Source organism: Pseudomonas sp. CH235 (assembly GCF_004368175.1).
Lineage (GTDB): Bacteria > Pseudomonadota > Gammaproteobacteria > Pseudomonadales > Pseudomonadaceae > Aquipseudomonas > Aquipseudomonas paraglycinae.
Genome location: NZ_RRZJ01000035.1, coordinates 13,310 through 35,074, shown reverse-complemented (window position 1 = coordinate 35,074; position 21,765 = coordinate 13,310). Strand labels below are relative to the sequence as shown.

Annotated in this window: 19 protein-coding genes; 1 reads left to right on the top strand and 18 read right to left on the bottom strand. The window is 59.9% G+C overall.

The genetic code is table 11. The features are described 5' to 3' along the window. The first annotated feature begins 18 nt into the window (after positions 1 to 18). Positions 19 to 351, top strand: a complete 333-nt coding sequence (locus EIY71_RS25230; protein WP_102687960.1) for a DUF2790 domain-containing protein — start codon at positions 19 to 21, stop codon at positions 349 to 351. An 85-nt stretch (positions 352 to 436) separates the two neighbouring features. Here the strand turns inward: EIY71_RS25230 and EIY71_RS25225 are convergent, their stop codons facing one another. From EIY71_RS25225 to EIY71_RS25140, 18 genes are all read right to left on the bottom strand, one after another. After that, positions 437 to 1,618 carry an acyltransferase gene (locus EIY71_RS25225; RefSeq protein WP_134023541.1) on the bottom strand — a complete coding sequence of 394 codons (1,182 nt, stop codon included), beginning with the start codon at positions 1,616 to 1,618 and terminating at the stop codon, positions 437 to 439. A gap of 181 nt (positions 1,619 to 1,799) precedes the next feature. Then, the gene (locus EIY71_RS25220) at positions 1,800 to 3,125 is read right to left on the bottom strand and encodes an OprD family porin (protein ID WP_134023539.1); all 1,326 of its coding nucleotides are present in this window, start codon (positions 3,123 to 3,125) and stop codon (positions 1,800 to 1,802) included. 215 nt (positions 3,126 to 3,340) lie between these two features. Beyond that, entirely contained in the window at positions 3,341 to 3,526 is a 186-nt protein-coding gene (locus EIY71_RS25215; protein WP_102687963.1) for a hypothetical protein, read from the bottom strand. A 193-nt stretch (positions 3,527 to 3,719) separates the two neighbouring features. Continuing rightward, positions 3,720 to 5,183, bottom strand: coding sequence for an NADH-quinone oxidoreductase subunit NuoN (nuoN, locus tag EIY71_RS25210; RefSeq protein ID WP_011334964.1), 1,464 nt, complete (start codon positions 5,181 to 5,183; stop codon positions 3,720 to 3,722). A gap of 7 nt (positions 5,184 to 5,190) precedes the next feature. Beyond that, on the bottom strand, positions 5,191 to 6,723 hold the full coding sequence (gene nuoM, locus EIY71_RS25205; protein ID WP_011334963.1) for an NADH-quinone oxidoreductase subunit M: 1,533 nt from the start codon (positions 6,721 to 6,723) through the stop codon (positions 5,191 to 5,193). Positions 6,724 to 6,762: 39 nt separating this feature from the next. Continuing rightward, positions 6,763 to 8,616 carry an NADH-quinone oxidoreductase subunit L gene (gene nuoL, locus EIY71_RS25200; RefSeq protein WP_085612666.1) on the bottom strand — a complete coding sequence of 618 codons (1,854 nt, stop codon included), beginning with the start codon at positions 8,614 to 8,616 and terminating at the stop codon, positions 6,763 to 6,765. Further along, entirely contained in the window at positions 8,613 to 8,921 is a 309-nt protein-coding gene (nuoK, locus tag EIY71_RS25195; RefSeq protein ID WP_003180046.1) for an NADH-quinone oxidoreductase subunit NuoK, read from the bottom strand. The genes nuoL and nuoK overlap by 4 nt, the downstream gene beginning before the upstream one ends. 3 nt (positions 8,922 to 8,924) lie before the next feature. Next, positions 8,925 to 9,425 carry an NADH-quinone oxidoreductase subunit J gene (gene nuoJ / locus EIY71_RS25190; RefSeq protein ID WP_007951462.1) on the bottom strand — a complete coding sequence of 167 codons (501 nt, stop codon included), beginning with the start codon at positions 9,423 to 9,425 and terminating at the stop codon, positions 8,925 to 8,927. Positions 9,426 to 9,434: 9 nt separating this feature from the next. Further along, positions 9,435 to 9,983 carry an NADH-quinone oxidoreductase subunit NuoI gene (gene nuoI / locus EIY71_RS25185; RefSeq protein ID WP_007951461.1) on the bottom strand — a complete coding sequence of 183 codons (549 nt, stop codon included), beginning with the start codon at positions 9,981 to 9,983 and terminating at the stop codon, positions 9,435 to 9,437. Between the two features lie 11 nt (positions 9,984 to 9,994). Continuing rightward, positions 9,995 to 11,002, bottom strand: coding sequence for an NADH-quinone oxidoreductase subunit NuoH (gene nuoH, locus EIY71_RS25180; RefSeq protein WP_007951460.1), 1,008 nt, complete (start codon positions 11,000 to 11,002; stop codon positions 9,995 to 9,997). Continuing rightward, complete coding sequence (nuoG, locus tag EIY71_RS25175; protein WP_134023537.1) at positions 10,999 to 13,713, bottom strand: NADH-quinone oxidoreductase subunit NuoG; 2,715 nt, start codon at positions 13,711 to 13,713, stop codon at positions 10,999 to 11,001. Before nuoG ends, nuoH begins: the two co-directional genes overlap by 4 nt. 136 nt (positions 13,714 to 13,849) lie before the next feature. Further along, positions 13,850 to 15,205, bottom strand: coding sequence for an NADH-quinone oxidoreductase subunit NuoF (nuoF, locus tag EIY71_RS25170; protein WP_007951458.1), 1,356 nt, complete (start codon positions 15,203 to 15,205; stop codon positions 13,850 to 13,852). Continuing rightward, positions 15,202 to 15,699 (bottom strand): NADH-quinone oxidoreductase subunit NuoE, encoded by a 498-nt coding sequence (nuoE, locus tag EIY71_RS25165; RefSeq protein ID WP_003223804.1) that lies wholly within the window; start codon positions 15,697 to 15,699, stop codon positions 15,202 to 15,204. Before nuoE ends, nuoF begins: the two co-directional genes overlap by 4 nt. A 2-nt stretch (positions 15,700 to 15,701) precedes the next feature. Then, positions 15,702 to 17,486, bottom strand: a complete 1,785-nt coding sequence (nuoC, locus tag EIY71_RS25160) for an NADH-quinone oxidoreductase subunit C/D (RefSeq protein WP_134023535.1) — start codon at positions 17,484 to 17,486, stop codon at positions 15,702 to 15,704. A 69-nt stretch (positions 17,487 to 17,555) separates the two neighbouring features. Next, positions 17,556 to 18,230, bottom strand: coding sequence for an NADH-quinone oxidoreductase subunit B family protein (locus tag EIY71_RS25155; protein WP_007951456.1), 675 nt, complete (start codon positions 18,228 to 18,230; stop codon positions 17,556 to 17,558). Between the two features lie 10 nt (positions 18,231 to 18,240). Continuing rightward, complete coding sequence (locus EIY71_RS25150; protein WP_003223812.1) at positions 18,241 to 18,654, bottom strand: NADH-quinone oxidoreductase subunit A; 414 nt, start codon at positions 18,652 to 18,654, stop codon at positions 18,241 to 18,243. A 547-nt stretch (positions 18,655 to 19,201) separates the two neighbouring features. Next, positions 19,202 to 20,527 carry an isocitrate lyase gene (gene aceA, locus EIY71_RS25145; protein ID WP_007951455.1) on the bottom strand — a complete coding sequence of 442 codons (1,326 nt, stop codon included), beginning with the start codon at positions 20,525 to 20,527 and terminating at the stop codon, positions 19,202 to 19,204. Positions 20,528 to 21,003: 476 nt separating this feature from the next. After that, positions 21,004 to 21,756 carry a secretin N-terminal domain-containing protein gene (locus EIY71_RS25140; protein ID WP_007951453.1) on the bottom strand — a complete coding sequence of 251 codons (753 nt, stop codon included), beginning with the start codon at positions 21,754 to 21,756 and terminating at the stop codon, positions 21,004 to 21,006. Positions 21,757 to 21,765: the final 9 nt, after the last annotated feature.

Genomic DNA, 21,765 nt, shown 5'->3' with positions numbered 1-21,765 from the left:
TTTTTGGAGGAATTGAACATGAAGTGGATCAAGTGGATGACCTTCGCCGGCGCCATGGCGATGTCTGTGAATGTGCTGGCCGAAGGCGGTGGTGATCGAACCTTCGAGCGAGCGTTCAGCGCCAACGCCAAGGCCATGGAGCAATACGCGGCCGAACGGGGCAAGGCGGCGCCCGTGGTGAAGGATTACGAATACGGAATGAAGCTTGATGTGGTGAAAATCGTCAGCGTTGTGAAGCCCCAGCCCGCTTGCGCCGTCGTCCCCACTGCGATGACCTATGAGGATTCGAACGGGCAGCTCAATACGCTCAAGTACAGCGTGGCGGGTGCTTGCCGAAACAGCGGCAGCTGATGCTGCGCACTTTCACGGTGTGCACCCGGCCATTGTGGTCATGCGCGGAAGACCCTGGCGTCTGCCGCGCTTTTGCGTTTGCGGGTTATTTGACTGGCAATGGCTCAGCAGTTGCGCCGGCAGTTACCGCAGGCGTTTCATGGCTCAGTTTGCGGCGGGCAATCTCTGCTCCACGCTGGCGCAGGGGCGTTTCGATAAAGCGGTAATTGAGCTCGCTCAGCACTACCAGCAGAACCAGAGACGTCGCTAACAGCTCAAGGGTAAAACGCCCGTCCAAGGGCACGCCCTGACTGGCGGCCACACGGGTCCAGATCTCTGTACTCAGGTGATTGGTGAAGACGTGAATCACGTAGAGTCCATAGGATCGCGAGCCGGCCCACTGCATGAAACCGCGCATGAAGGCCGGGCAGTAGATGTAACCCTTCTCGTAACTCGCCAGCCAGACAATCAGCACCGCGACGAGCGCGACCATGCCGACGGCAATCGGCATGGCTATCAGTTGTATGGCGACAGCACCCAGCATGTAGAGCAGAAAAAGCGTGCAGAACATGGATCTGGTCGAACTCTGCCCCAGCTCACGCGGTTCGATCTGCCGATAGAGGCGGGTTCGGGTAAACAGGCACAGGAGAATTCCCCAGAGCATTGCGTCCAGACGGAAGTACGTGAGGATGCTCATGGGGTGGCCGAAAGGATTTCGATCCACACCAAACTGCAAGGCAATGAGCGCGAACAGGACGATGACGCGCCAGCGTGGCGACGTTATGAACAGCAGAAAAAACGGAAAGACGAAGTAGAACTGCTCCTCCAGCGCCAGGCTCCAGTATTGGGGGCTGGAACCCAGCAGTGATTGGTAATGAGCGATGTTGCCAGTGAATGTTGCTACGGCAGTGAAACTGCGCAGATTGTCGTACCACGAGCCGAAGGCGTTCGACTGGTTGAACACAATGGAAAACAACAGCGGGAGGAGAATCCAGAGCCACGCAGTGGGCAACAGCCGGTAGGCGCGCCGTAGCCAGAAACAAGCGGCGGCCAGCCCCGGCTGGCCTTGCGCGCGGTGTTTGTCGAAATAGTCCAGATAGGCCTTGCTCACCACGAAACCGGAAATGCAGAAGAACAGATCGACCCCGGTCCAGGGCATGAAGACAGAAAAGATCCTCAGCAGCGTATCGGCGTGAAACGGCAGCATCATGTTGACGTGGCTCAAGAGGGTCATGGCGACGGCCGCGCCTCTCAAGTATTCGATTTCCAGGTTTTTACGCGCGCTCATCGATCCCTCGTTGTTCTTGTTTTTCAGCGCTGGCGAAGATGGCAGGTGACCGCTTGTCCGGTCAAGAAATCGATCTGTTATTTGCGGAACAAAAAAAAGCGCCCCGAAGGACGCCAAAGGATTCACCTCTTACCAAAGGAGCAAGGAGCTTCTAAAGGTGAATGGGCATTGCTCGTAAAACTCAGAGAATCGCCAGCGGGTATTCGACGATCACCCGTACCTCATCCAGGTCCGACTCAAATGCCGTGGCTCTGGTCGTGGCCTGGCGCAGGCGCAGCGACAGGTCTTTCATCGAACCGCTCTGCACCACGTATTTGACTTCGATGTCACGCTCCCAGCGCTTCTGGTCGGTCAGTGGATTGCCGTCGGCATCGCGGCGCATGTACACGGCGTTGGCGTTGGAGTAATCGGCGTCGGTGCCGCGTGCATAACGGGTCATGAACGACAGGCCGGGCACGCCGTAGGGGGTCATGTCGAGGTCGTAGCGCACCATCCACGAGCGTTCTTTCGGCGAGTTGAAGTCGCTGTACTGGATCGAGTTGTCGAGGAAGATCGAGTCGGACTGGCGCAGGTAGTCGAAGTCGTCGTTGCCGTTGTTGCGCTGGTGGGAAAGGGCGACGGAATGCGCGCCGAGTTTCACGCCGACGCGGCCGCTCCAGATGTTGTTGTCGAACTCGCCGAGCAATTGTTTGCCCTCGTCGACCGCCTTGTAGTAATTCAGGCCGCCGAACAGCGACAGGTCATCCGACAGCGGATACGTCCAGGCGGTGCCGGCGTAGTACTGGTTCCAGGCATCTTTGAGGCGGCTGGAGTACAGGCTGAAACTCAGGTTTTTGTTCAGCGCGTAATCGCCGCCGCCGTAAGCGATCCACGGCGAGTTGACCGGGCCGGCATAGAAGGTCGCGAAGTTCTCGCGCAGGTCGCTGGACACCGGTTGACTCATCGCATGCAACCGGCCGCCCTGGATCGACAGGTCTTCGACGCTGTTGTTGGTCGCGGTCACACCGCGAAAGCTTTCCGGCAGCAATCGCGAATCACCTGCCGCGACCACCGGGTTGGCCGGGAACACATCACCGACTTTCACCACCGTATCGAAGGCCCGCACTTTGGCGGCGCCGCCGACCTTGGTGTATTCGTCCCGTGCTTCACCGTCGCTGTTGACCGGCAACACATCGAACGAACTGCGGCCACCGTTGCGGCCGTCGCCGGTGTCGAGCTTCAGGCCGATCATCGCAAATGCATCCACCCCGACCCCGACGGTGCCCTGGGTGAAACCGGATTCGAACTTGCCGATGATGCCGTGGGCCCAGGCTTCGGAGTATCCATTGCCGGTAGGGCTGGACTGACCGTTGCGGTGATCACGGTTGAAGTAAAGGTTACGGTTGAGCACCGTCAGGCTGCTGCCTTCGATAAACCCTTCGGGTTTTTCTTCTGCAAACACCGAGGACGGCCCGGCGCCGACGACCACTGCCAGAGCGGCCATCGATATTTTTGTGTTGTTAACCATCAATCACTCCTTGGGTTCGGCAGAACGGGAACGAGCTTCGGCGTGGGTTTTATTGTTCGACGGACAAGGGGCCCGCCGGCATGGTCGCCGGGTGACATCGTTGCAGGCTGCAGATAACGCGGAGGTGATTGGGGAATTACAATTTTGTCAGGTGGGGCGGGCGAAACTCACACACAGGGTGGGTCTGATCGTTCCATGTATGCAAATGTTCGTTTCTACCGTTCGAAGCTATCCAGCACGTCTTCTGGCAGAGAGGTATCGATGTCATTGGGAAGTGTGAGTTGGCCCTTCATGGTTCCGATCCGTTGGGCGCGCGTTTTTTTCAAGGTGACTTTGTCTTTGCGTTCTTCGGCTAACGCCTTTAGGCCGTCCATCAACTCTGAAAAAATATCTCGCTTCATGGTTTCTGGATCTCCACTTGATGGGTGACTTTCGAATTTAACGGCATAGGCCAACTGCGTGATGTCAGCCGTTGCTCATCGTTTTGAAGGCAAATTCCTAAAAAGGGGAGGGCGTTGAAAATCAAAATCCCACAAAAACAAAAACGGCACCCGAAGGTGCCGTTTCTGTTTCTAGCCAACTATCGCTGAGCGATCAGCCCGCCAGGCCCGATTGCTGAACCAGGGTCAGCAGCGGTTGTGGGTAGACGCCGAGGAAGAACGCAACCACAGCGATCGCCAGCAGCATCACGCCGCCTGCTTTCTGTTCCCAGTGCAGTTGGGCGTCGTGGCGGCGCAGGTTCGGTTCGATCAGGTACAGGGTGACCATCACGCGCAGGTAGTAGAACACGCCGATGGCGCTGCCCAGTACCAAGGAACCTACCAGCCACCATTGGTGCGACTCGACACCGGTAGCGATGATGTAGAACTTGCCGATGAAGCCAGCGGTCAGCGGGATACCGGCCAGGGACAGCATCATCACGGTCAGTACGGCGGTCAGGTACGGACGGCGCCAGAACAGGCCGCGGTATTCGTACAGCGCGTCTGCGTCACGGCCGTTGTACGGCGAGGACATCAGGGTGATCACGCCGAAGGCGCCGAGGCTGGTGATCACGTAGGTGACCAGGTACACGCCGATGGCTTCCACCGCCAGACCCTTGCTCGCCACCAGTGCGATCAGCAGGTAGCCGAAGTGCGCGATGGAGGAGTAACCGAGCAGACGCTTGAGGTTGCTCTGGGTCAGGGCCAGCAGGTTACCGAACAGGATCGAAGCGATGGCGATGATGGTCAGCACGTTGCTCAGTACGCCACTGCTTGCGGCAGGGGAGATTTGGAACAGACGAACCATGACCGCGAACACAGCCACTTTCGACGCGGTGGCGAGGAACGCGGCCACCGGTGCCGGAGCACCTTCGTACACGTCCGGCGTCCACAAGTGGAACGGTACCAGCGACAGCTTGAACGCCAGACCGATCAGCATCATGCCCAGGCCCAGTTGTGCCAGCGAGCTTGGCAAGCCGGTCGCGGCCAGGGCCTGACCGATACCGACGAAGCTCAGCGAACCCGAGTCTGCGTACAGCAGCGCCATACCGAACAGCAGGAACGCGGAACCGGCGGCCGACAGCACCATGTACTTGATGCCGGCTTCCAGCGAACGCTTGTTGAAGAAGGCGTAGGCCACCAGACCGTAGACCGGCACCGAGAGCAGTTCCAAACCGATGAACAAGCCGGCCAGGTGCTGCGCGCTGACCAGAACCAAGCCACCGGCGGCGGCCATCAGGATCAGCAGGTACAGTTCTTCACGGTTGCCCGGGTAACCCGAACCGCCATCGCCGAGGTAGGCGTGGGCGAGGGTGACGCAAGCGAGGGTGGCGACCAGGATCAGCGCCATGTACAGGCAGGCAAAGGTGTCGATCTGCAGCAATGGGGTCACGGCCAGAGGCGCGACTTTCAGGGCCGGCAGGATCGACAGCAAGGCCAGGTTCAGACCTGCCACCGAAATCAGGAAGGTCTGCGAGTGGTTGCGGCGCCAGGCGATTGCCAGCATCACCACGATAATGGTGAGGCTGGTGATCAACAGTGGCGCAAGCGCAATAAAGTGTTGAATCGTGAATTCCATAGCGCTCTTACCGGGCCGAAGCGAGTTGAGTGAAGGCGGTGCCGAGCCACTGCTGCACGCCATGCATCGTGGCGGCAGAAGTGTCGAGGAACGGTTGCGGGTAGACGCCGAGGTAAATCAGCAGTACCGCAAGGCCCAGCACCATGATCAGTTCGCGACCGTCCATGCCGTGCAGGATCGAATCCGATTTGGACGGACCAAAGTAAGCGCGGTGGATCATGATCAGCGAGTAGACCGAACCGAACACCAGACCGGAGGTGGCAATCGCGGTGATCCATGGAGCACTGGCGAACGTACCGATCAGGATCAGGAACTCGCCGACGAAGTTACCGGTACCCGGCAGACCCAGAGAGGCGGCTGCGAAGAACAGGCTGATCGCCGGCAGGTAAGCGATACGCGACCACAGACCGCCCATCTCACGCATGTCACGAGTATGCAGACGCTCGTACAGCTGACCGCTGAGGATAAACAGTGCCGCCGCCGACAGACCGTGCGCCAGCATCTGGATCACGGCACCTTGCAGCGCCAGTTGGCTGCCGGAGTAGATGCCGATCAGTACGAAGCCCATGTGGGAAACGGACGAGAAGGCGATCAGACGCTTGATGTCGGTTTGCGCGAAAGCGAGGAACGCACCGTAGAAGATCCCGATCAGACCGAGGGTCATGGCGATCGGCGCGAATTCGGCCGAGGCGTTCGGGAACAGCGGCAGGGCGAAACGCAGCAGACCGTAGGCCGCGGTTTTCAGCAAGATACCGGCGAGGTCGACGGAACCTGCAGTCGGTGCCTGGGCGTGAGCGTCAGGCAGCCAGGAGTGGAACGGAACCACGGGCAGCTTGACCGCGAAGGCGATGAAGAAGCCGAGCATCAGAATGTACTCGGTGGTCATCGACATCTTGGTCTTCAACAGATCGGCGTAGTTGAAGGTGATCACGCCGGTGCTGTTGTAGTTGACCAGGACCAGACCGAGGATCGCCACCAGCATGATCAGGCCGGAAGCCTGAGTGAAGATGAAGAACTTGGTCGCGGCGTAGATACGGGTTTTCTTGCCGTCCGAAGAACTGTGACCCCAGAGCGCGATGAGGAAGTACATCGGCACCAGCATCATTTCCCAGAAGAAGAAGAACATGAACAGGTCGAGGGCCAGGAACACGCCGACAACGCCGCCCAGGATCCACATCAGGTTCAGGTGGAAGAAGCCAACGTGACGTTGAATCTCTTTCCACGAGCAGAGTACCGACAGGATACCCAGCAGACCGGTCAGCAGGATCATCAGCAGCGACAGGCCGTCGAGGGCCAGGTGCACGTTGATGCCGAAGCGCTGGATCCAGACGTGCTTGAACTCAAGCGCCCAGGTCGGATCGGCGCCAGGCGCCGGAGCAAATGAATAGTCACCGTGGGCCCACAGCCAGAGGCCGAGGGCGAGTTCCAGGGTCATGGTCAACAGCGCAATCCAGCGGGGGAGGGTGGCGCCGAAGCGCTCACCCAGCCAGCACAGCAGGCCGCCGATGAAGGGGATCAGGATTAGCCAAGGCAGAATCATGACGGGCTCGTTTCCTTTCGCAAATTCGCAAGGTTCATATCAGACCGCTACCAGCACGACAGCGCCGATGACCAACACGGCACCAGCAGCCATCGAAGCAGCGTACCAACGCAGTTGACCGGTTTCGGTACGGCTCAGGGCGGTGTGACCACCCTTGGCCATGCGCGGGATCAGACCGATGGTCTGGTCGAGCGGGTCTTTGCGCAGCATGTGGCTGATCGCAAGGTACGGCTTCACGAACAGTTTGTCGTAGATCCAGTCGAAGCCCCAGGCAGCGAACCACCAGGCCGAAAGGAGACGGCCGATGCCGCTGTTGGCAATCGCGGTCACGAAGCGACGCTTGCCGAGGAACAGCAGGGCCGCCAGCAGGATACCGGCCAGGGCGATGGCGCCCGAAGCGATTTCCAGACTGTGCTTGGCTTCGCCACCGGCATGGCCAACGCTCTCGGGCAGTACGCCGTGCAGCGGTGGAACGATCATGGCGCCGACGAAGGTCGACAGCACGATCAGCACCGACAGCGGCAGCCAGTGAGCGATGCCGTGACCGGCGTGGGCTTCGGTCTTGGCTTCACCATGGAACGCGATGAAGATCAGGCGGAAGGTGTAAAGCGACGTCATGAATGCGCCGACCAGACCTGCGTAAAGCAGACCGTGGTTGCCGCTGGCGAACGCTTCCCAGAGGATTTCGTCCTTGGAGTAGAAACCTGCAGTCACCAGTGGCAGGGCGGCCAGAGCGGCACCACCGACGATGAAGCTGGCGTAGGCCAGCGGCAGTTTCTTCCACAGGCCGCCCATCTTGAAGATGTTCTGCTCGTGGTGGCAGGCAACGATCACCGCACCGGAGGCAAGGAACAGCAGGGCCTTGAAGAAGGCGTGGGTCATCAGGTGGAAGATCGCGCCTTCCCAGGCGCCAACGCCCAGCGCCAGGAACATGTAGCCGATCTGGCTCATGGTCGAGTAGGCGAGGATACGTTTGATGTCGGTTTGTACCAGCGCGGCAAAACCGGCCAGTACCAGGGTCACACCACCCACGATGCCGACCAGGTGCAGGATGTCCGGCGCCAAGGCGAACAGACCGTGGGTACGGGCGATCAGGTAGACACCGGCAGTCACCATGGTTGCGGCGTGGATCAGTGCCGAAACCGGGGTAGGACCGGCCATCGCGTCCGCAAGCCAAGTCTGCAGCGGCAGTTGCGCCGATTTACCGACCGCACCACCCAGCAGCATCAGGGTCGCCAGCACGATCCAGAAATCGCCGACCTTGAAGTGCTCAGGCGCCTTCACCAGCAGTTCCTGGACGTTCAGCGTGCCCAGTTGCTGGAACAGGATGAACAGGCCGATCGCCATGAACACGTCGCCGATACGGGTGACGATGAAGGCTTTGAGTGCGGCGTTACCGTTGTTGCGGTTGCTGTAGTAGAAGCCGATCAACAGGTACGAGCACAGGCCCACGCCTTCCCAACCGAAGTAGATGAACAGCAGGTTATCGCCCAGGATCAGGAACAGCATGCTGGCGATAAACAGGTTGGTGTACGAGAAGAAGCGCGAGTAACCGTCTTCGCCACGCATGTACCACGATGCAAACAGGTGGATCAGGAAGCCGACACCAACGACCACACCGAGCATGGTCACGGACAGACCATCCAGGTACAGCGCGAAGTCAGGCTGGAAACCTTCCACCGACATCCAGCGCCACAGCACCTGGGTGTAGACGCCACCTTCCGGTGGTGCGACGTTGAATTGCCAGATCACGTAGGCCGCGACGATGGCAGACAGGCCGATGGAGCCGACACCGATCAGCGCCGACAGGTTTTCCGAGAAGCGGCCGCGCGAGAACGACAGCAACAGGAACCCGATCAGAGGGAATACGAAAGTCAGAAAGAGTAGGTTCATCCGCGCATCTCACTGGCAGCGTCGATATCGAGCGTGTGGAAGCGGCGATACAGTTGCAGCAGGATCGCCAGGCCAATACTGGCTTCGGCGGCTGCAAGGCTGATCACCAGGATGAACATGATCTGTCCATCCGGTTGCGCCCAGCGGGCGCCCGCAACGATGAAGGCCAGTGCAGAGGCGTTCATCATCACTTCCAGACTCATCAACACGAACAAAATGTTGCGGCGGACCATCAGGCCGACCAGACCAAGGCAGAACAGGATGCCGGCGACGGCCAATCCATGTTCGAGAGGGATAGCAGGCATGTCTTACTCCTTCGCCTCGTTACGGCCCAAATGGAACGCCGTGACGGCTGCAGCGAGCAGCAGCATCGAGGCGAGTTCGACCACCAGCAGATACGGACCGAACAGGCTGATGCCCACGGCTTTTGCATCGACGGTGGTGTGGCCGATGGCCTGACCGCTCTGGTGAGCGAACAGCACATACAGCAGTTCGGCCAGCAGCAGGGCGGCGAGAATGACCGGCCCCGCCCAGATCCCGGGCTTGAGCCAGGTGCGTTCCTGCTGAACCGAGGCGGGACCGAGGTTCAGCATCATCACCACGAACACGAACAGCACCATGATGGCGCCAGCGTAGGCGATCACTTCCAGCACGCCGGCGAACGGAGCGCCGAGTGCGAAGAAGGTCATGGCCACGGCGATCAACGAAATGATCAGGTAGAGCAGGGCGTGCACAGGATTGGTGTTGGTGACCACACGCAATGTGGACACAACAGCGATACCCGATGCGAAATAGAAAGCGAATTCCATCGTTCTTCCTTAAGGCAGCAAGCTCTTCACGTTGATCGGCTCGGCTTCGTTTTGTGCGGCGCCTTTCGGCTTGCCCGCAACGGCCATACCTGCAACACGATAGAAGTTGTAATCAGGGTTTTTGCCGGGGCCGGAGATCAGCAGATCTTCTTTCTCGTACACCAGGTCCTGACGTTTGAACTCGGCCATCTCGAAATCCGGGGTCAGCTGGATCGCGGTGGTCGGGCAGGCTTCCTCGCAGAGACCGCAGAAAATGCAGCGCGAGAAGTTGATACGGAAGAAGTCCGGGTACCAGCGACCGTCTTCGGTTTCAGCTTTCTGCAGCGAGATGCAACCCACCGGGCAAGCCACGGCGCACAGGTTGCAGGCTACGCAGCGTTCTTCGCCATCGGGGTCACGGGTCAGGACGATGCGACCACGGTAGCGTGGTGGCAGGTAGACCGGCTCTTCCGGGTATTGCAGGGTGTCGCGCTTGCGAAAGCCATGGCCGAAGACCATGACCAGGCTGCGCAACTGGGTACCGGTACCCTTAACGATGTCGCCAATATATTTGAACATGGGTCAAATCCTCACTGAACCGCAACCGCAGGCGTGTTCCACAACACGATTGCAGCGGTCACCAGCAAATTGATCAGGGTCAGTGGCAGGCAGAATTTCCAGCTGAAATCCATCACCTGGTCATAACGCGGACGCGGGATGGAAGCGCGCAGCAGGATGAACAGCATGATGAAGAACGCGGTCTTCAGTGCGAACCAGACGAAGGACAGTTGCGGCAGGATGCCGAACGGACCGTGCCAGCCACCGAAGAACAGGGTGACCAGCAGCGCCGAGATCAGGATGATGCCGATGTATTCACCGACGAAGAACATGCCCCATTTCATACCGGCGTATTCAATGTGGTAACCGTCGGCCAGTTCCTGTTCCGCTTCCGGCTGGTCGAACGGGTGACGGTGAGTCACGGCCACGCCAGCGATGAAGAAGGTACAGAAGCCGAAGAACTGCGGAATGATGAACCACAGGTTCTGCGCCTGGTACTCGACGATGTCGCGCATGTTGAACGAGCCGACCTGCACCACGATGCCCATCAGGGCCAGGCCCATGAACACTTCGTAGGACACGGTCTGCGCCGAGGCACGCAAGCTGCCGAGAAGGGCGAACTTGTTGTTACTCGACCAGCCGGCGAACAGCACCGCGTAGACCGACAGACCGGCCATGGCGAAGAAGAACAGCAGGCCGATGTTCAGATCCGCCACGCCCCAGGTCGGGGTGATCGGGATGATCGCGAAAGCGATCAGCAGGGCGGACATGGCCACGACCGGTGCCAGGGTGAAGATCACCTTGTCGGCAAACGGCGGGGTCCAGTCTTCCTTGAAGAACATCTTCAGCATGTCGGCCGCGATCTGGAACATGCCGAACGGGCCAACGCGGTTCGGACCGTAACGGTCCTGCCACCAGCCCAGCAGGCGACGCTCGACAAAGCTGAGCAACGCGCCTGCGACCACCACGGCCAGCAGGATCACGATGGCCTTGATGACCGTCAGGATCACATCGATCACTTCAGGGGTGAACCAGGTCATTGCGCTGCCTCCTGCAGACCATCAACGGTTTGGCCGAAAATCGCCGGCGGAATGCCTGCCAGACCGGCCGGCAGTGCAACCAGGCCAGCGCCCAGCTCTTCATTGATGCGCAGCGGCAGACGCAGGGTCTGGCCGGCAACATTGAGGCTCAGCAGTGCGCCTTCGTTGACGCCCAGGCGATCCGCTTCGGACTTGGCCAGTGCAACGTAGGCGGCCGGGATGCGTTCCTGGATCGGAGCGGCTTTCGACGAGTTCTCGTCGCTGCCGAACAGGTGGTAGAACGGCACGGCTTGCCAGGTGCCCTGGGCCGGGTTGAACGCGCGCGGAACACTGGCGAACCAGTTCAGCGAATCACCGGTGCTTTCGATCAGGCGGGTGCCCGGATCGCCAGCGCGCAGGTGACCACCGACTTCGTCCTGGAACTTGTTCCAGGCTTGCGGCGAGTTCCAGCCCGGCGACCAGGCGAACGGCACTTGCTGACGCGGTTCGGCGGAGCCCGAGTAACCTTCCATCGAGAAGGCGAACGCGGTGTCCTTGTCTTGCGGGGTGCGTGGTTCGTGAACGCTGATGTCGGCGCGCATCGCGGTGCGACCGGAGTAACGCAGCGGTTCACGCGCCAGTTTCAGACCCTTGATGCGGAACGAAGCGGACGGTGCGGCGTCGACGATACGCGCCAGTTGCGGCGTGCTCGAAGCAACGGCAGCGGTCACGTGGTCGAGTTGCGTCCAGTCGATCGGCTGGTTCAGCAGGGTGGCGCGCAGGGCGTGCAGCCAGCGCCAGCCTTCGTGGACCAGAATGCTCGCGTCCATGTATTGCGGGTCGAAAACCTGGAAGAAGCGCTGGGCGCGACCTTCCTGGCTGACCAGCGTACCGTCGCCTTCAGCGAAGCTGGCGGCTGGCAGAACCAGATGCGCGCGATCGCTGGTGGCGGTCTTCTGATGGTCGGCAACGATCACTACTTTCGCAGCGTTCAGTGCCGCATCGACCTTGGCCTTGGCGGTGCGGGTGTACAGATCGTTTTCCAGCACGACGATGGCGTCGGCCTTGCCGTCGATGACCGCTTGCAGCGCAGCATCAACCGATTCGCCACCGAGCATGGCCAGGCCGAGGCTGTTGGCTTCCGGCACGATCAGGCTGATCGAACCGTTCTTCTCGCGCAGCTTCAGGGCCTTGGCGATGTTCGCAGCGGCTTCGATCAAGGCTTTGGAGCCCAGCGAAGTACCGGCGATGATCAGTGGACGCTTGGCCGCGAGCAGGGCGTCGGCGATGCGCTTGGCCAGTTCCAGGGCTTCGGCATCCAGACCTTCAACGGCAGGGGCGCTGGCGTCCAGGGCGTGAGCCACGGCGAAACCGATGCGGGCCAGATCGTCCGGAGCGGCGTGTACGCATTCTTCGGCGATGTCGTCGAGCTTGGTTTCAGCCAGGCTGGCGATGAACAGGGGGTTCAGCTCGTGCTGACCGATGTTCTTCACGGCGGCGTCGAGCCAAGGCTGAACGCGCATGGCTTCGGCCATGTCTTCGGCCTTGCCTTTTACCGACTGACGCAGGGCCAGGGCCATGCGGGCAGCGGTCTGGGTCAGGTCTTCACCGAGGACGAACACGGCGTCGTGGTCTTCGATGTCGCGCATGTTCGGCACTGGCAGCGGGCTGTCTTTCAGCACTTGCAGGACCAGACGGATGCGTTCCAGCTCGGAGGCTTCGATACCGGAGTAGAAGTGCTCGGCGCCGACCAGTTCACGCAACGCGTAGTTGCTTTCCAGGCTGGCACGCGGCGAACCGATACCGACGATGTTGCGACCGCGCAGCAGGTCAGCGGCTTTGTCCAGCGCAGCATCCAGGCCAAGCTTGGTGCCGTCGGCCAGCAGCGGCTGACGTGGACGGTCGGTGCGGTTGACGTAGCCATAACCGAAACGGCCACGGTCGCACAGGAAGTACTGGTTCACCGAACCGTTGTAACGGTTTTCGATGCGACGCAGTTCGCCGTAACGCTCGCCCGGGGAGATGTTGCAACCGCTCGAGCAGCCATGGCAGATGCTCGGCGAGAACTGCATGTCCCACTTGCGGTTGTAGCGCTCGGAGTGAGTCTTGTCGGTGAACACACCGGTCGGGCAGACCTCGGTGAGGTTGCCGGAGAACTCGCTTTCGAGGGTGCCGTCTTCAACGCGACCGAAGTACACGTTGTCGTGGGCGCCAAATACACCGAGGTCGGTGCCGCCGGCGTAATCCTTATAGAAACGCACGCAGCGGTAGCAGGCGATGCAGCGGTTCATTTCGTGGGAAATGAACGGGCCCAGTTGCTGGTTCTGGTGGGTACGTTTGGTGAAGCGATAACGGCGCTCGTTGTGGCCGGTCATCACGGTCATGTCTTGCAGGTGGCAGTGACCGCCTTCCTCGCACACAGGGCAGTCGTGCGGGTGGTTGGTCATCAGCCATTCAACAACACTGGCGCGAAACGCCTTGGATTCTTCATCGTCGATGGAGATCCAGGTGTTGTCGGTGGCAGGGGTCATGCAGGACATGACGATGCGACCACGGGTGTCGTTCTCGTCGGTGTACTGCTTGACCGCGCACTGGCGGCAGGCCCCGACGCTACCAAGCGCGGGGTGCCAGCAGAAATAAGGGATGTCGAGGCCCAGCGACAGACATGCCTGTAACAGGTTGTCTGCCCCGTCGACTTCGAGCGCTTTGCCGTCTACGTGGATAGTGGCCATGGTTCAAAGGTCTTCGTTGGCCCGGTGTCAGCGGGCGTGGCTAATGGAATCTTGTTATCCGTCCGAATCCAGTCAGCCCCGAAAGGCGTCATCGGACGAAAGGCGAAGGGCACGGACCCTTCGCCTTTTTAAGCGTTTACGCGCCGACTACGATCGGCTTCGCCAGAGGCGGGACGGCGGCGCTTGCAGGCGCGATACCGGCTTCGAACTCTGGACGGAAGTATTTGATGGCACTGCCCAACGGCTCCACGGCACCCGGTGCGTGAGCACAGAAGGTCTTGCCCGGGCCGAGGAAGTTGACCAGACCCAGCAGGGTCTCGATGTCGCCTGGCTGGCCGCGACCTTGTTCGATCGCCATCAAGAGCTTGACGCTCCATGGCAAACCATCACGGCACGGTGTGCAGAAGCCGCAGGATTCGCGAGCGAAGAACTGCTCCATGTTGCGCAGCAGGGACACCATGTTGACGCTGTCGTCCACCGCCATGGCCAGGCCGGTACCCATACGGGTGCCCACTTTGGCGATGCCGCCGGCGTACATTTGTGCGTCGAGGTGTTCCGGCAACAGGAAACCGGTACCGGCGCCGCCTGGCTGCCAGGCTTTCAGCTTGAAGCCGTCGCGCATGCCACCGGCGTAGTCTTCGAACAGTTCGCGACCGGTCACGCCGAATGGCAGTTCCCAAAGGCCAGGGTTCTTGACCTTGCCGGAGAAGCCCATGAGCTTGGTGCCCATGTCTTCGCTGCCGTCGCGGGCCAACGATTTGTACCAGTCCACGCCGTCGGCGATGATCGCCGGCACGTTGCACAGGGTTTCAACGTTGTTCACGCAGGTCGGCTTGCCCCACACGCCAACGGCGGCAGGGAAGGGCGGCTTGGAGCGCGGGTTGGCGCGGCGGCCTTCGAGGGAGTTGATCAGTGCGGTTTCTTCACCGCAGATGTAACGCCCGGCGCCGGTGTGGACGAACAGCTCGAAATCGAAGCCGCTGCCCAGGATGTTCTTGCCCAGCAGGCCGGCAGCCTTGGCTTCTTCCACGGCACGGTTCAGGTGCTTGGCAGCGGTGGTGTACTCGCCACGCAGGAAGATGTAGCCACGGTAGGTTTTCAGCGCGCGGGCGCTGATCAGCATGCCTTCGATCAGCAGATGGGGCAGTTGCTCCATCAGCATGCGGTCTTTCCAGGTGTTCGGCTCCATTTCATCCGCGTTGCACAGCAGGTAGCGGATGTTGATGGATTCGTCCTTTGGCATCAGGCCCCACTTCACGCCAGTGGGGAAGCCTGCACCGCCGCGACCCTTGAGGCCGGCGTCTTTCACGGTCTGGACGATGGCATCCTGATCCATGTCGGCGAAGGCTTTGCGCGCAGCGGCGTAACCGTTCTTGGCCTGGTACTCGTCGAGCCACACGGCTTCGCCGTCGTCACGCAGGCGCCAGGTCAGCGGGTGAGTCTCGGCCGAACGCTGGATGCGGTTGGCCGGGCCGAAAGAAGTCAGGGTCATACGTAGCCCTCGAGCAGTTTGGCGACGCCGGCAGGCTGGACATCGCCAAAGGTGTCGTCATCGATCATCAGCGCCGGTGCCTTGTCGCAGTTGCCGAGGCAGCAGACCGGCAGCAGAGTGAAGCGACCGTCGGCAGTGGTCTGACCCAGGCCGATACCCAGGTTGTTCTGGATTTCGCTGACCACCGACTCGTGGCCGCCGATGTAGCAGACCATGCTGTCGCAGACGCGAATGATGTGACGGCCGACCGGCTGACGGAAGATCTGGCTGTAGAACGTGGCCACGCCTTCAACGTCGCTGGCCGGGATGCCGAGGATCTCGCCGATGGCGTACAGGGCGCCGTCCGGCACCCAGCCGCGTTCCTTCTGAACGATCTTCAGGGCTTCGATCGACGCCGCGCGCGGGTCTTCGTAGTGATGCAGCTCGTGCTCGATGGCCGAGCGCTCGGTTTCACTCAAGGTGAAACGGTCTGTCTGGATAAGCGTGCTGTTCATGCTTAGCGGTCCACGTCGGCCATAACGAAATCGATACTACCCAGGTACGCAATCAGGTCCGCGACCATGCTGCCTTTGATCACCGAAGGGATCTGTTGCAGATGCGGGAAGCTCGGAGTACGGATCCGGGTACGGTAGCTCATGGTGCCGCCGTCGCTCGTCAGGTAATAACTGTTGATGCCCTTGGTCGCTTCGATCATCTGGAAGGATTCGTTGGCCGGCATGACCGGGCCCCACGAAACCTGCAGGAAGTGCGTGATCAGGGTTTCGATGTGCTGCAGCGTGCGCTCTTTCGGCGGCGGCGTGGTCAGCGGGTGATCCGCCTTGTACGGGCCTTCCGGCATGTTGCGCAGGCACTGGTCGATGATCTTGACGCTCTGGCGCATCTCTTCGACGCGAACCATGCAGCGGTCGTAGGCATCGCCGTTGGCGGCCAGCGGCACTTCGAACTCGAAGTTCTCGTAACCGGAGTACGGACGCGCCTTGCGCAGGTCGAAGTCGCAACCGGTGGAACGCAGGCCGGCACCGGTGACGCCCCATTCCAGGGCCTCTTTGGTGTTGTACTGGGCAACGCCGATGGTACGACCCTTGAGGATGCTGTTCTGCAGGGCGGCCTTGGTGTATTCGTCGAGGCGCTTTGGCAGCCATTCAACGAAGTCTTTCACCAGTTTTTCCCAGCCGCGCGGCAGGTCGTGGGCGACGCCACCGATGCGGTACCAGGCCGGGTGCAGGCGGAAACCGGTGATGGCTTCGATCACCGTGTACGCCTTCTGGCGGTCGGTGAAGGTGAAGAACACCGGAGTCATGGCGCCGACGTCCTGGATGTAGGTGCCCAGGAAGAGCAGGTGGCTGGTGATCCGGAAGAACTCGGCCATCATGATGCGGATGACGTCGACCTTCTCGGGTACCTTGATGCCGGCCAGCTTCTCGACCGAGAGCACGTACGGCAGGTTGTTCATCACGCCGCCGAGGTAGTCGATACGGTCGGTGTACGGAATGAAGCTGTGCCAGGACTGACGCTCGGCCATCTTCTCGGCGCCACGGTGGTGGTAACCGATGTCCGGAACGCAGTCGACGATCTCTTCACCGTCCAGTTGCAGGATGATGCGGAACGCACCGTGAGCCGAAGGGTGGTTCGGACCCAGGTTGAGGAACATGTAGTCCTCGTTCGGGCCGGAGCGCTTCATGCCCCAGTCTTCAGGACGGAAACGCGCGGCTTCTTCCTCAAGCTGTTGCTTGGCCAGGTTCAGGCTGAACGGATCGAATTCGGTGGCGCGCGCCGGGAAGTCCTTGCGCAGTGGGTGACCTTCCCAGGTCGGCGGCATCATGATGCGCGACAGGTGCGGGTGACCTTTAAAGTCGATGCCATACATGTCCCAGACTTCACGCTCGTACCAGTTGGCGTTCGGCCAGATGCTGGTGACGGTCGGCAAGCTGAGGTCGCTCTCGGACAAGGCGACCTTGATCATCACGTCACTATTACGTTCCAGCGACATGAGGTGATAGAACACGGTGAAATCGGCACCGCTCGGCAGCCCTTGACGCTTGGTGCGCAGACGCTCGTCCACGCCGTGCAGGTCATAGAGCATGACGTACGGCTTGGGCAGGTTGCGCAGGAAGGTCAGGACTTCGACGAGTCTGGCGCGAGCCACCCACAGCACCGGCATGCCGGTGCGGGTCGACTGAGCGGTGAACGCTTCGGCGCCAAAACGGTTGTTCAGTTCGACGACCACATCCTGGTCGTCTGCCTTATAAGGCGGGATGTACAGAGCACTGCCTGTAGTCATGGTTATTTTTTCGCTTTCGGTCAACGTAAAGAATGAAGCCAGCTTCTCGTTTCTTTGAAACAGACTGGATCAGACTTCGTCAGGGCTGCGCAGGTTGGTGACTGCGATTCGCTGTTCGCGGCGCTGTTCCTTCTGCGAAGGCATGTCGGCGCGATAAACGCCTTGATCGCCAACGACCCAGGAAAGTGGGCGACGCTCCTGGCCAATGGACTCCTGCAACAGCATCAAGCCTTGCAGAAATGCTTCTGGACGGGGCGGGCAGCCAGGTACGTAGACGTCAACGGGCAGGAACTTGTCCACCCCCTGAACCACGGAGTAGATGTCGTACATGCCGCCGGAGTTGGCGCACGAACCCATCGAGATCACCCACTTGGGCTCGAGCATCTGCTCGTACAGGCGCTGAATGATCGGCGCCATCTTGATGAAGCAGGTCCCGGCGATAACCATGAAGTCGGCCTGACGCGGTGATGCCCGGATAACTTCGGCGCCGAAGCGCGCGATGTCGTGGGGCGCCGTGAAGGCGGTGGTCATTTCCACGTAGCAGCACGACAGACCGAAGTTGTACGGCCACAGGGAGTTCTTACGTCCCCAGTTGACCGCGCCACTCAGCACGTCTTCCAGCTTGCCCATGAAAATGTTTTTGTGGACTTGATCCTCTAACGGATCGGAAACGGTTTCCCGCTGGCCGATCGGATACTGCTCGTTAGGAGCATCGGGGTCGATTCTGGTGAGATTGTATTGCATTGCCAAAGCCTCATTGTTTCAGCTTCGCCTGCCGCTTGCGACGAGCTTCCGGAGCCCAGTCAAGGGCGCCCACTCGGAACAGGTAGACAAGACCTGCCAACAGAATTGCTATGAAAACGAGAGCTTCGACGAATCCGGTCCAGCCGCTTTCGCGGACGGACACAGACCATGCAAAGAGAAAGAGGGCTTCGATATCGAAGATCACGAACAGCATCGCGACCAGATAGAATTTGGCTGAGAGCCGCAAGCGGGCGCCACCGGTAGGTAGCATGCCGGACTCGAACGGTTCGTTTTTGCTGCGGCCCCAGGCTTTTGACCCGAGGAGGCTGGAGACACCGAGCATGAAGGCACACAGGCCGACTACACCCAGAAGGAAAATGGCAAAGCCCCAGTTGTGGGCCATGAGTCCTGTCGCTTCGGGCATGCTGGAAATCCTTAACAGAGAGCAAAGGTCTCTGAGCTTGATAAAGAAATAAGGCAGTGACGATATGTCGCAGCAATCAATCGCGCTGATTTTATGGCTAAACACCCGGCAAGTAAAATTCCTATAGCGAAATTATTTATTGGAATAAGGACATAGCGCGCCTCGAAGGGCCCGCAGCCCATGCGTTGCGGGCATTAGCCGGAATTTCAAGAATTATGTTTTGTAGGAAATGTAACGAACATAGTTGCCGCTAAATGATAATTAATATCGTTTGGGGTGGTTTCGTAACTGTTTAACGGGTCAGTAGTTGGGAAGTTGTCTTATATGCGCGTTACTGCAAGTAGCGGCGGCGCCCGTTTTAGCCGATTTTTGCGATGCGGATACCGCTCTGGATCAATGTTTTGCCTGACAGGTTGTGCCAATTCCTGAGGCGCTCGGAAAACCGCAGGCAAAAAAAACGCCCCGAACCAGTCGGGGCGTCAGTTTTTCGGCAATGCGGTTAGCTTTCTATACGGTCCGCAAAGGCCGTTCGCTCAGGCGAAGTCGATCAGTGGAACTGTTCTTCTTCGGTCGAACCGGTCAGCGCGGTCACCGAGGACGTGCCGCCCTGGATCACGGTGGTCATGTCGTCGAAGTAGCCAGTGCCCACTTCCTGCTGGTGAGCCACGAACGTGTAACCCTTGGCGGCGTCAGCGAATTCCTGCTCTTGCAGCTTCACGTAGGCAGTCATGTCGTTGCGGGCGTAGTCGTGCGCCAGGTTGAACATGCTGTGCCACATGTTGTGAATGCCGGCCAGGGTGATGAACTGGTGCTTGTAACCCATGGCGGACAGTTCGCGCTGGAACTTGGCGATGGTCGCGTCGTCCAGGTTTTTCTTCCAGTTGAAGGAAGGCGAGCAGTTGTACGACAGGATCTGGTCCGGATATTCCTTTTTGATCGCTTCAGCGAAACGACGGGCTTCGTCCAGGTCCGGCTTGGCGGTTTCGCACCAGATCAGGTCGGCGTACGGCGCGTAGGCCAGGCCGCGGGCGATTGCCTGGTCCAGGCCTGCACGAACCTTGTAGAAACCTTCCTGAGTACGGGTGCCAGTCACGAACGGCTGGTCGTACGGGTCGCAGTCGGAAGTCAGCAGGTCGGCAGCGTTGGCGTCGGTACGGGCCAGGATGATGGTCGGTACACCGGCAACGTCGGCAGCCAGACGTGCAGCGGTCAGCTTCTGTACGGCTTCCTGGGTTGGAACCAGAACCTTGCCGCCCATGTGGCCGCATTTCTTCACGGAGGCCAGTTGGTCTTCGAAGTGAACGCCGGCGGCGCCTGCTTCGATCATGCTCTTCATCAGCTCGTAGGCGTTCAGTACGCCGCCGAAGCCGGCTTCGGCGTCAGCCACGATTGGCGCGAAGTAGTCGATGTAGCCATCGTCGCCCGGGTTCTTGCCGGCTTTCCACTGGATCTGGTCGGCACGACGGAACGAGTTGTTGATGCGCTTGACCACGGTTGGCACCGAGTCCACCGGGTACAGCGACTGGTCCGGGTACATCGATTCGGCGGAGTTGTTATCCGCAGCGACTTGCCAGCCCGACAGGTAGATCGCCTGGATACCGGCTTTGACCTGTTGCACAGCCTGGCCGCCGGTCAGGGCGCCCATGCAGTTGACGAAATCTTTCTCTGGGCGGAAGGACGGCTTGGCACCCTGGGTGACCAGGTTCCACAGTTTTTCGGCGCCCATTTTTGCAAAGGTGTGCTCTGGTTGAACCGAGCCACGCAGACGGACGACGTCAGCAGCGGAGTAATTGCGAGTCACGCCTTTCCAGCGCGGGTTTTCAGCCCAGTCTTTTTCAAGGGCTGCAATTTGCTGTTCGCGTGTCAGTGCCATGGAGATAAACCTCGTCGCGTCTTTATGAAAAGTTGTTCTGCGGTGGAAAATTCCTTGCGCTCGCTGACCAGAAGCTTAGGTGGTCAGGTCGGGTTCGGCGGGGCAGGCGACGGGATGAACGATGGGCTCGAGGGGAAGTGAGCAGGTAAAGGCGAACTGGTGGGCGCATTCGGGCGTCGTGGGCCTTTATACGAACTACAGTGTAAAGCCGGGTTACCTAATTACGCTTCCGTCCCTCGGGACAACTTCGTTCCAGTCGGCAACCTCGTCAAACACACCTTGTGGGCGGTACAGACACGAAACGGCTCGCGGGGATGGTTGCGAGCATCGCTTCGAAGGCCCTTGCCAGGGCCTCTGATTAGCGGGAGCGAGGCCATCATGCCTTCGCTTTTTTGGCTCGTCAAACGTTTTGTAGTGCTTTTTTTAAAGCACTACATCTTTCGTCTAATACGACTAATCAGTCAGTTTTCGGTGCTTTAGTCCAACGTGTCGACTTTCACCCTTAACGTCATGTCATCCCGGCCTTGAGTCGAGTAGCTGCGGGCCAGGCCCTGTTTGTCGGCCTGGGTCTGGCGATTCACGCCGGCGAGGGTAATCCACTCGCCCAGACGCCCGGTGACAGTTGTGTCGGTGCTTTGCACGTTCACTACATCGGGACGTTCCTGGCTCATGCGGTCACGGTTGGTACTGATTGCCAGGTGAACGGTTTCGCCGGTGACGCTTGCGGTGACATAAAACCCCTGGGTGACGTTGCGATATTGAGTCTGGCTGCTGTAATCGCCGTAGGAGTTGGTCTGGCTGCTGGTGATCGGCACGCTTTGGCCAACCTGGATCAGCGCCGGTGCGCCTTCGCTGGCCTGGATCTGCTGAATGCCGCCGTCACGGCTGGCAGTGCTGCGACTGATGATGCGGGTTTGCGCGCCATTGACCGAATAGCCTTCATCGCCACGACCGTTGTTTTCGTTGGTGTCGACCGTGATCAGCAGGCGCTTGGGCGCGGTGTCGAGTTGCGAGAGCAGGTCCTTGAGTTCTTCGATCTTGCCGGGTTCAGCCTTGACGATCAGTTGGTTGCCATAGGCGCTGACCTGGCCGTCCTTGCCGATGAAGTCTTGAGCCACCGGCAGCATGTCGGCGCTGGTGTGGTATTTGAGGGGCACGATTTCTGTGGCTGCCATCACCGAAAAACTGCAGCCGAGCAGCAGGGTGGTGAGCAGGGTGCGTAGGGACATGTCCGTTAT

Bases quoted from the DNA above. Each gene is read 5' to 3' on its own strand.
- nuoJ (WP_007951462.1), bottom strand. From the start codon at position 9,425: ATGGAATTCGCTTTCTATTTCGCATCGGGTATCGCTGTTGTGTCCACA.
- aceA (WP_007951455.1), bottom strand. From the start codon at position 20,527: ATGGCACTGACACGCGAACAGCAAATTGCAGCCCTTGAAAAAGACTGG.
- nuoC (WP_134023535.1), bottom strand. From the start codon at position 17,486: ATGACTACAGGCAGTGCTCTGTACATCCCGCCTTATAAGGCAGACGAC.
- nuoK (WP_003180046.1), bottom strand. From the start codon at position 8,921: ATGCCTGCTATCCCTCTCGAACATGGATTGGCCGTCGCCGGCATCCTG.
- nuoI (WP_007951461.1), bottom strand. From the start codon at position 9,983: ATGTTCAAATATATTGGCGACATCGTTAAGGGTACCGGTACCCAGTTG.
- nuoM (WP_011334963.1), bottom strand. From the start codon at position 6,723: ATGATTCTGCCTTGGCTAATCCTGATCCCCTTCATCGGCGGCCTGCTG.
- nuoL (WP_085612666.1), bottom strand. From the start codon at position 8,616: ATGAACCTACTCTTTCTGACTTTCGTATTCCCTCTGATCGGGTTCCTG.
- EIY71_RS25230 (WP_102687960.1), top strand. From the start codon at position 19: ATGAAGTGGATCAAGTGGATGACCTTCGCCGGCGCCATGGCGATGTCT.
- EIY71_RS25215 (WP_102687963.1), bottom strand. From the start codon at position 3,526: ATGAAGCGAGATATTTTTTCAGAGTTGATGGACGGCCTAAAGGCGTTA.
- EIY71_RS25155 (WP_007951456.1), bottom strand. From the start codon at position 18,230: ATGCAATACAATCTCACCAGAATCGACCCCGATGCTCCTAACGAGCAG.
- nuoF (WP_007951458.1), bottom strand. From the start codon at position 15,205: ATGACCCTGACTTCTTTCGGCCCGGCCAACCGCATCCAGCGTTCGGCC.
- EIY71_RS25150 (WP_003223812.1), bottom strand. From the start codon at position 18,654: ATGCCCGAAGCGACAGGACTCATGGCCCACAACTGGGGCTTTGCCATT.
- EIY71_RS25140 (WP_007951453.1), bottom strand. From the start codon at position 21,756: ATGTCCCTACGCACCCTGCTCACCACCCTGCTGCTCGGCTGCAGTTTT.
- nuoH (WP_007951460.1), bottom strand. From the start codon at position 11,002: ATGACCTGGTTCACCCCTGAAGTGATCGATGTGATCCTGACGGTCATC.
- nuoN (WP_011334964.1), bottom strand. From the start codon at position 5,183: ATGGAATTCACGATTCAACACTTTATTGCGCTTGCGCCACTGTTGATC.
- nuoG (WP_134023537.1), bottom strand. From the start codon at position 13,713: ATGGCCACTATCCACGTAGACGGCAAAGCGCTCGAAGTCGACGGGGCA.
- EIY71_RS25220 (WP_134023539.1), bottom strand. From the start codon at position 3,125: ATGGTTAACAACACAAAAATATCGATGGCCGCTCTGGCAGTGGTCGTC.
- nuoE (WP_003223804.1), bottom strand. From the start codon at position 15,699: ATGAACAGCACGCTTATCCAGACAGACCGTTTCACCTTGAGTGAAACC.
- EIY71_RS25225 (WP_134023541.1), bottom strand. From the start codon at position 1,618: ATGAGCGCGCGTAAAAACCTGGAAATCGAATACTTGAGAGGCGCGGCC.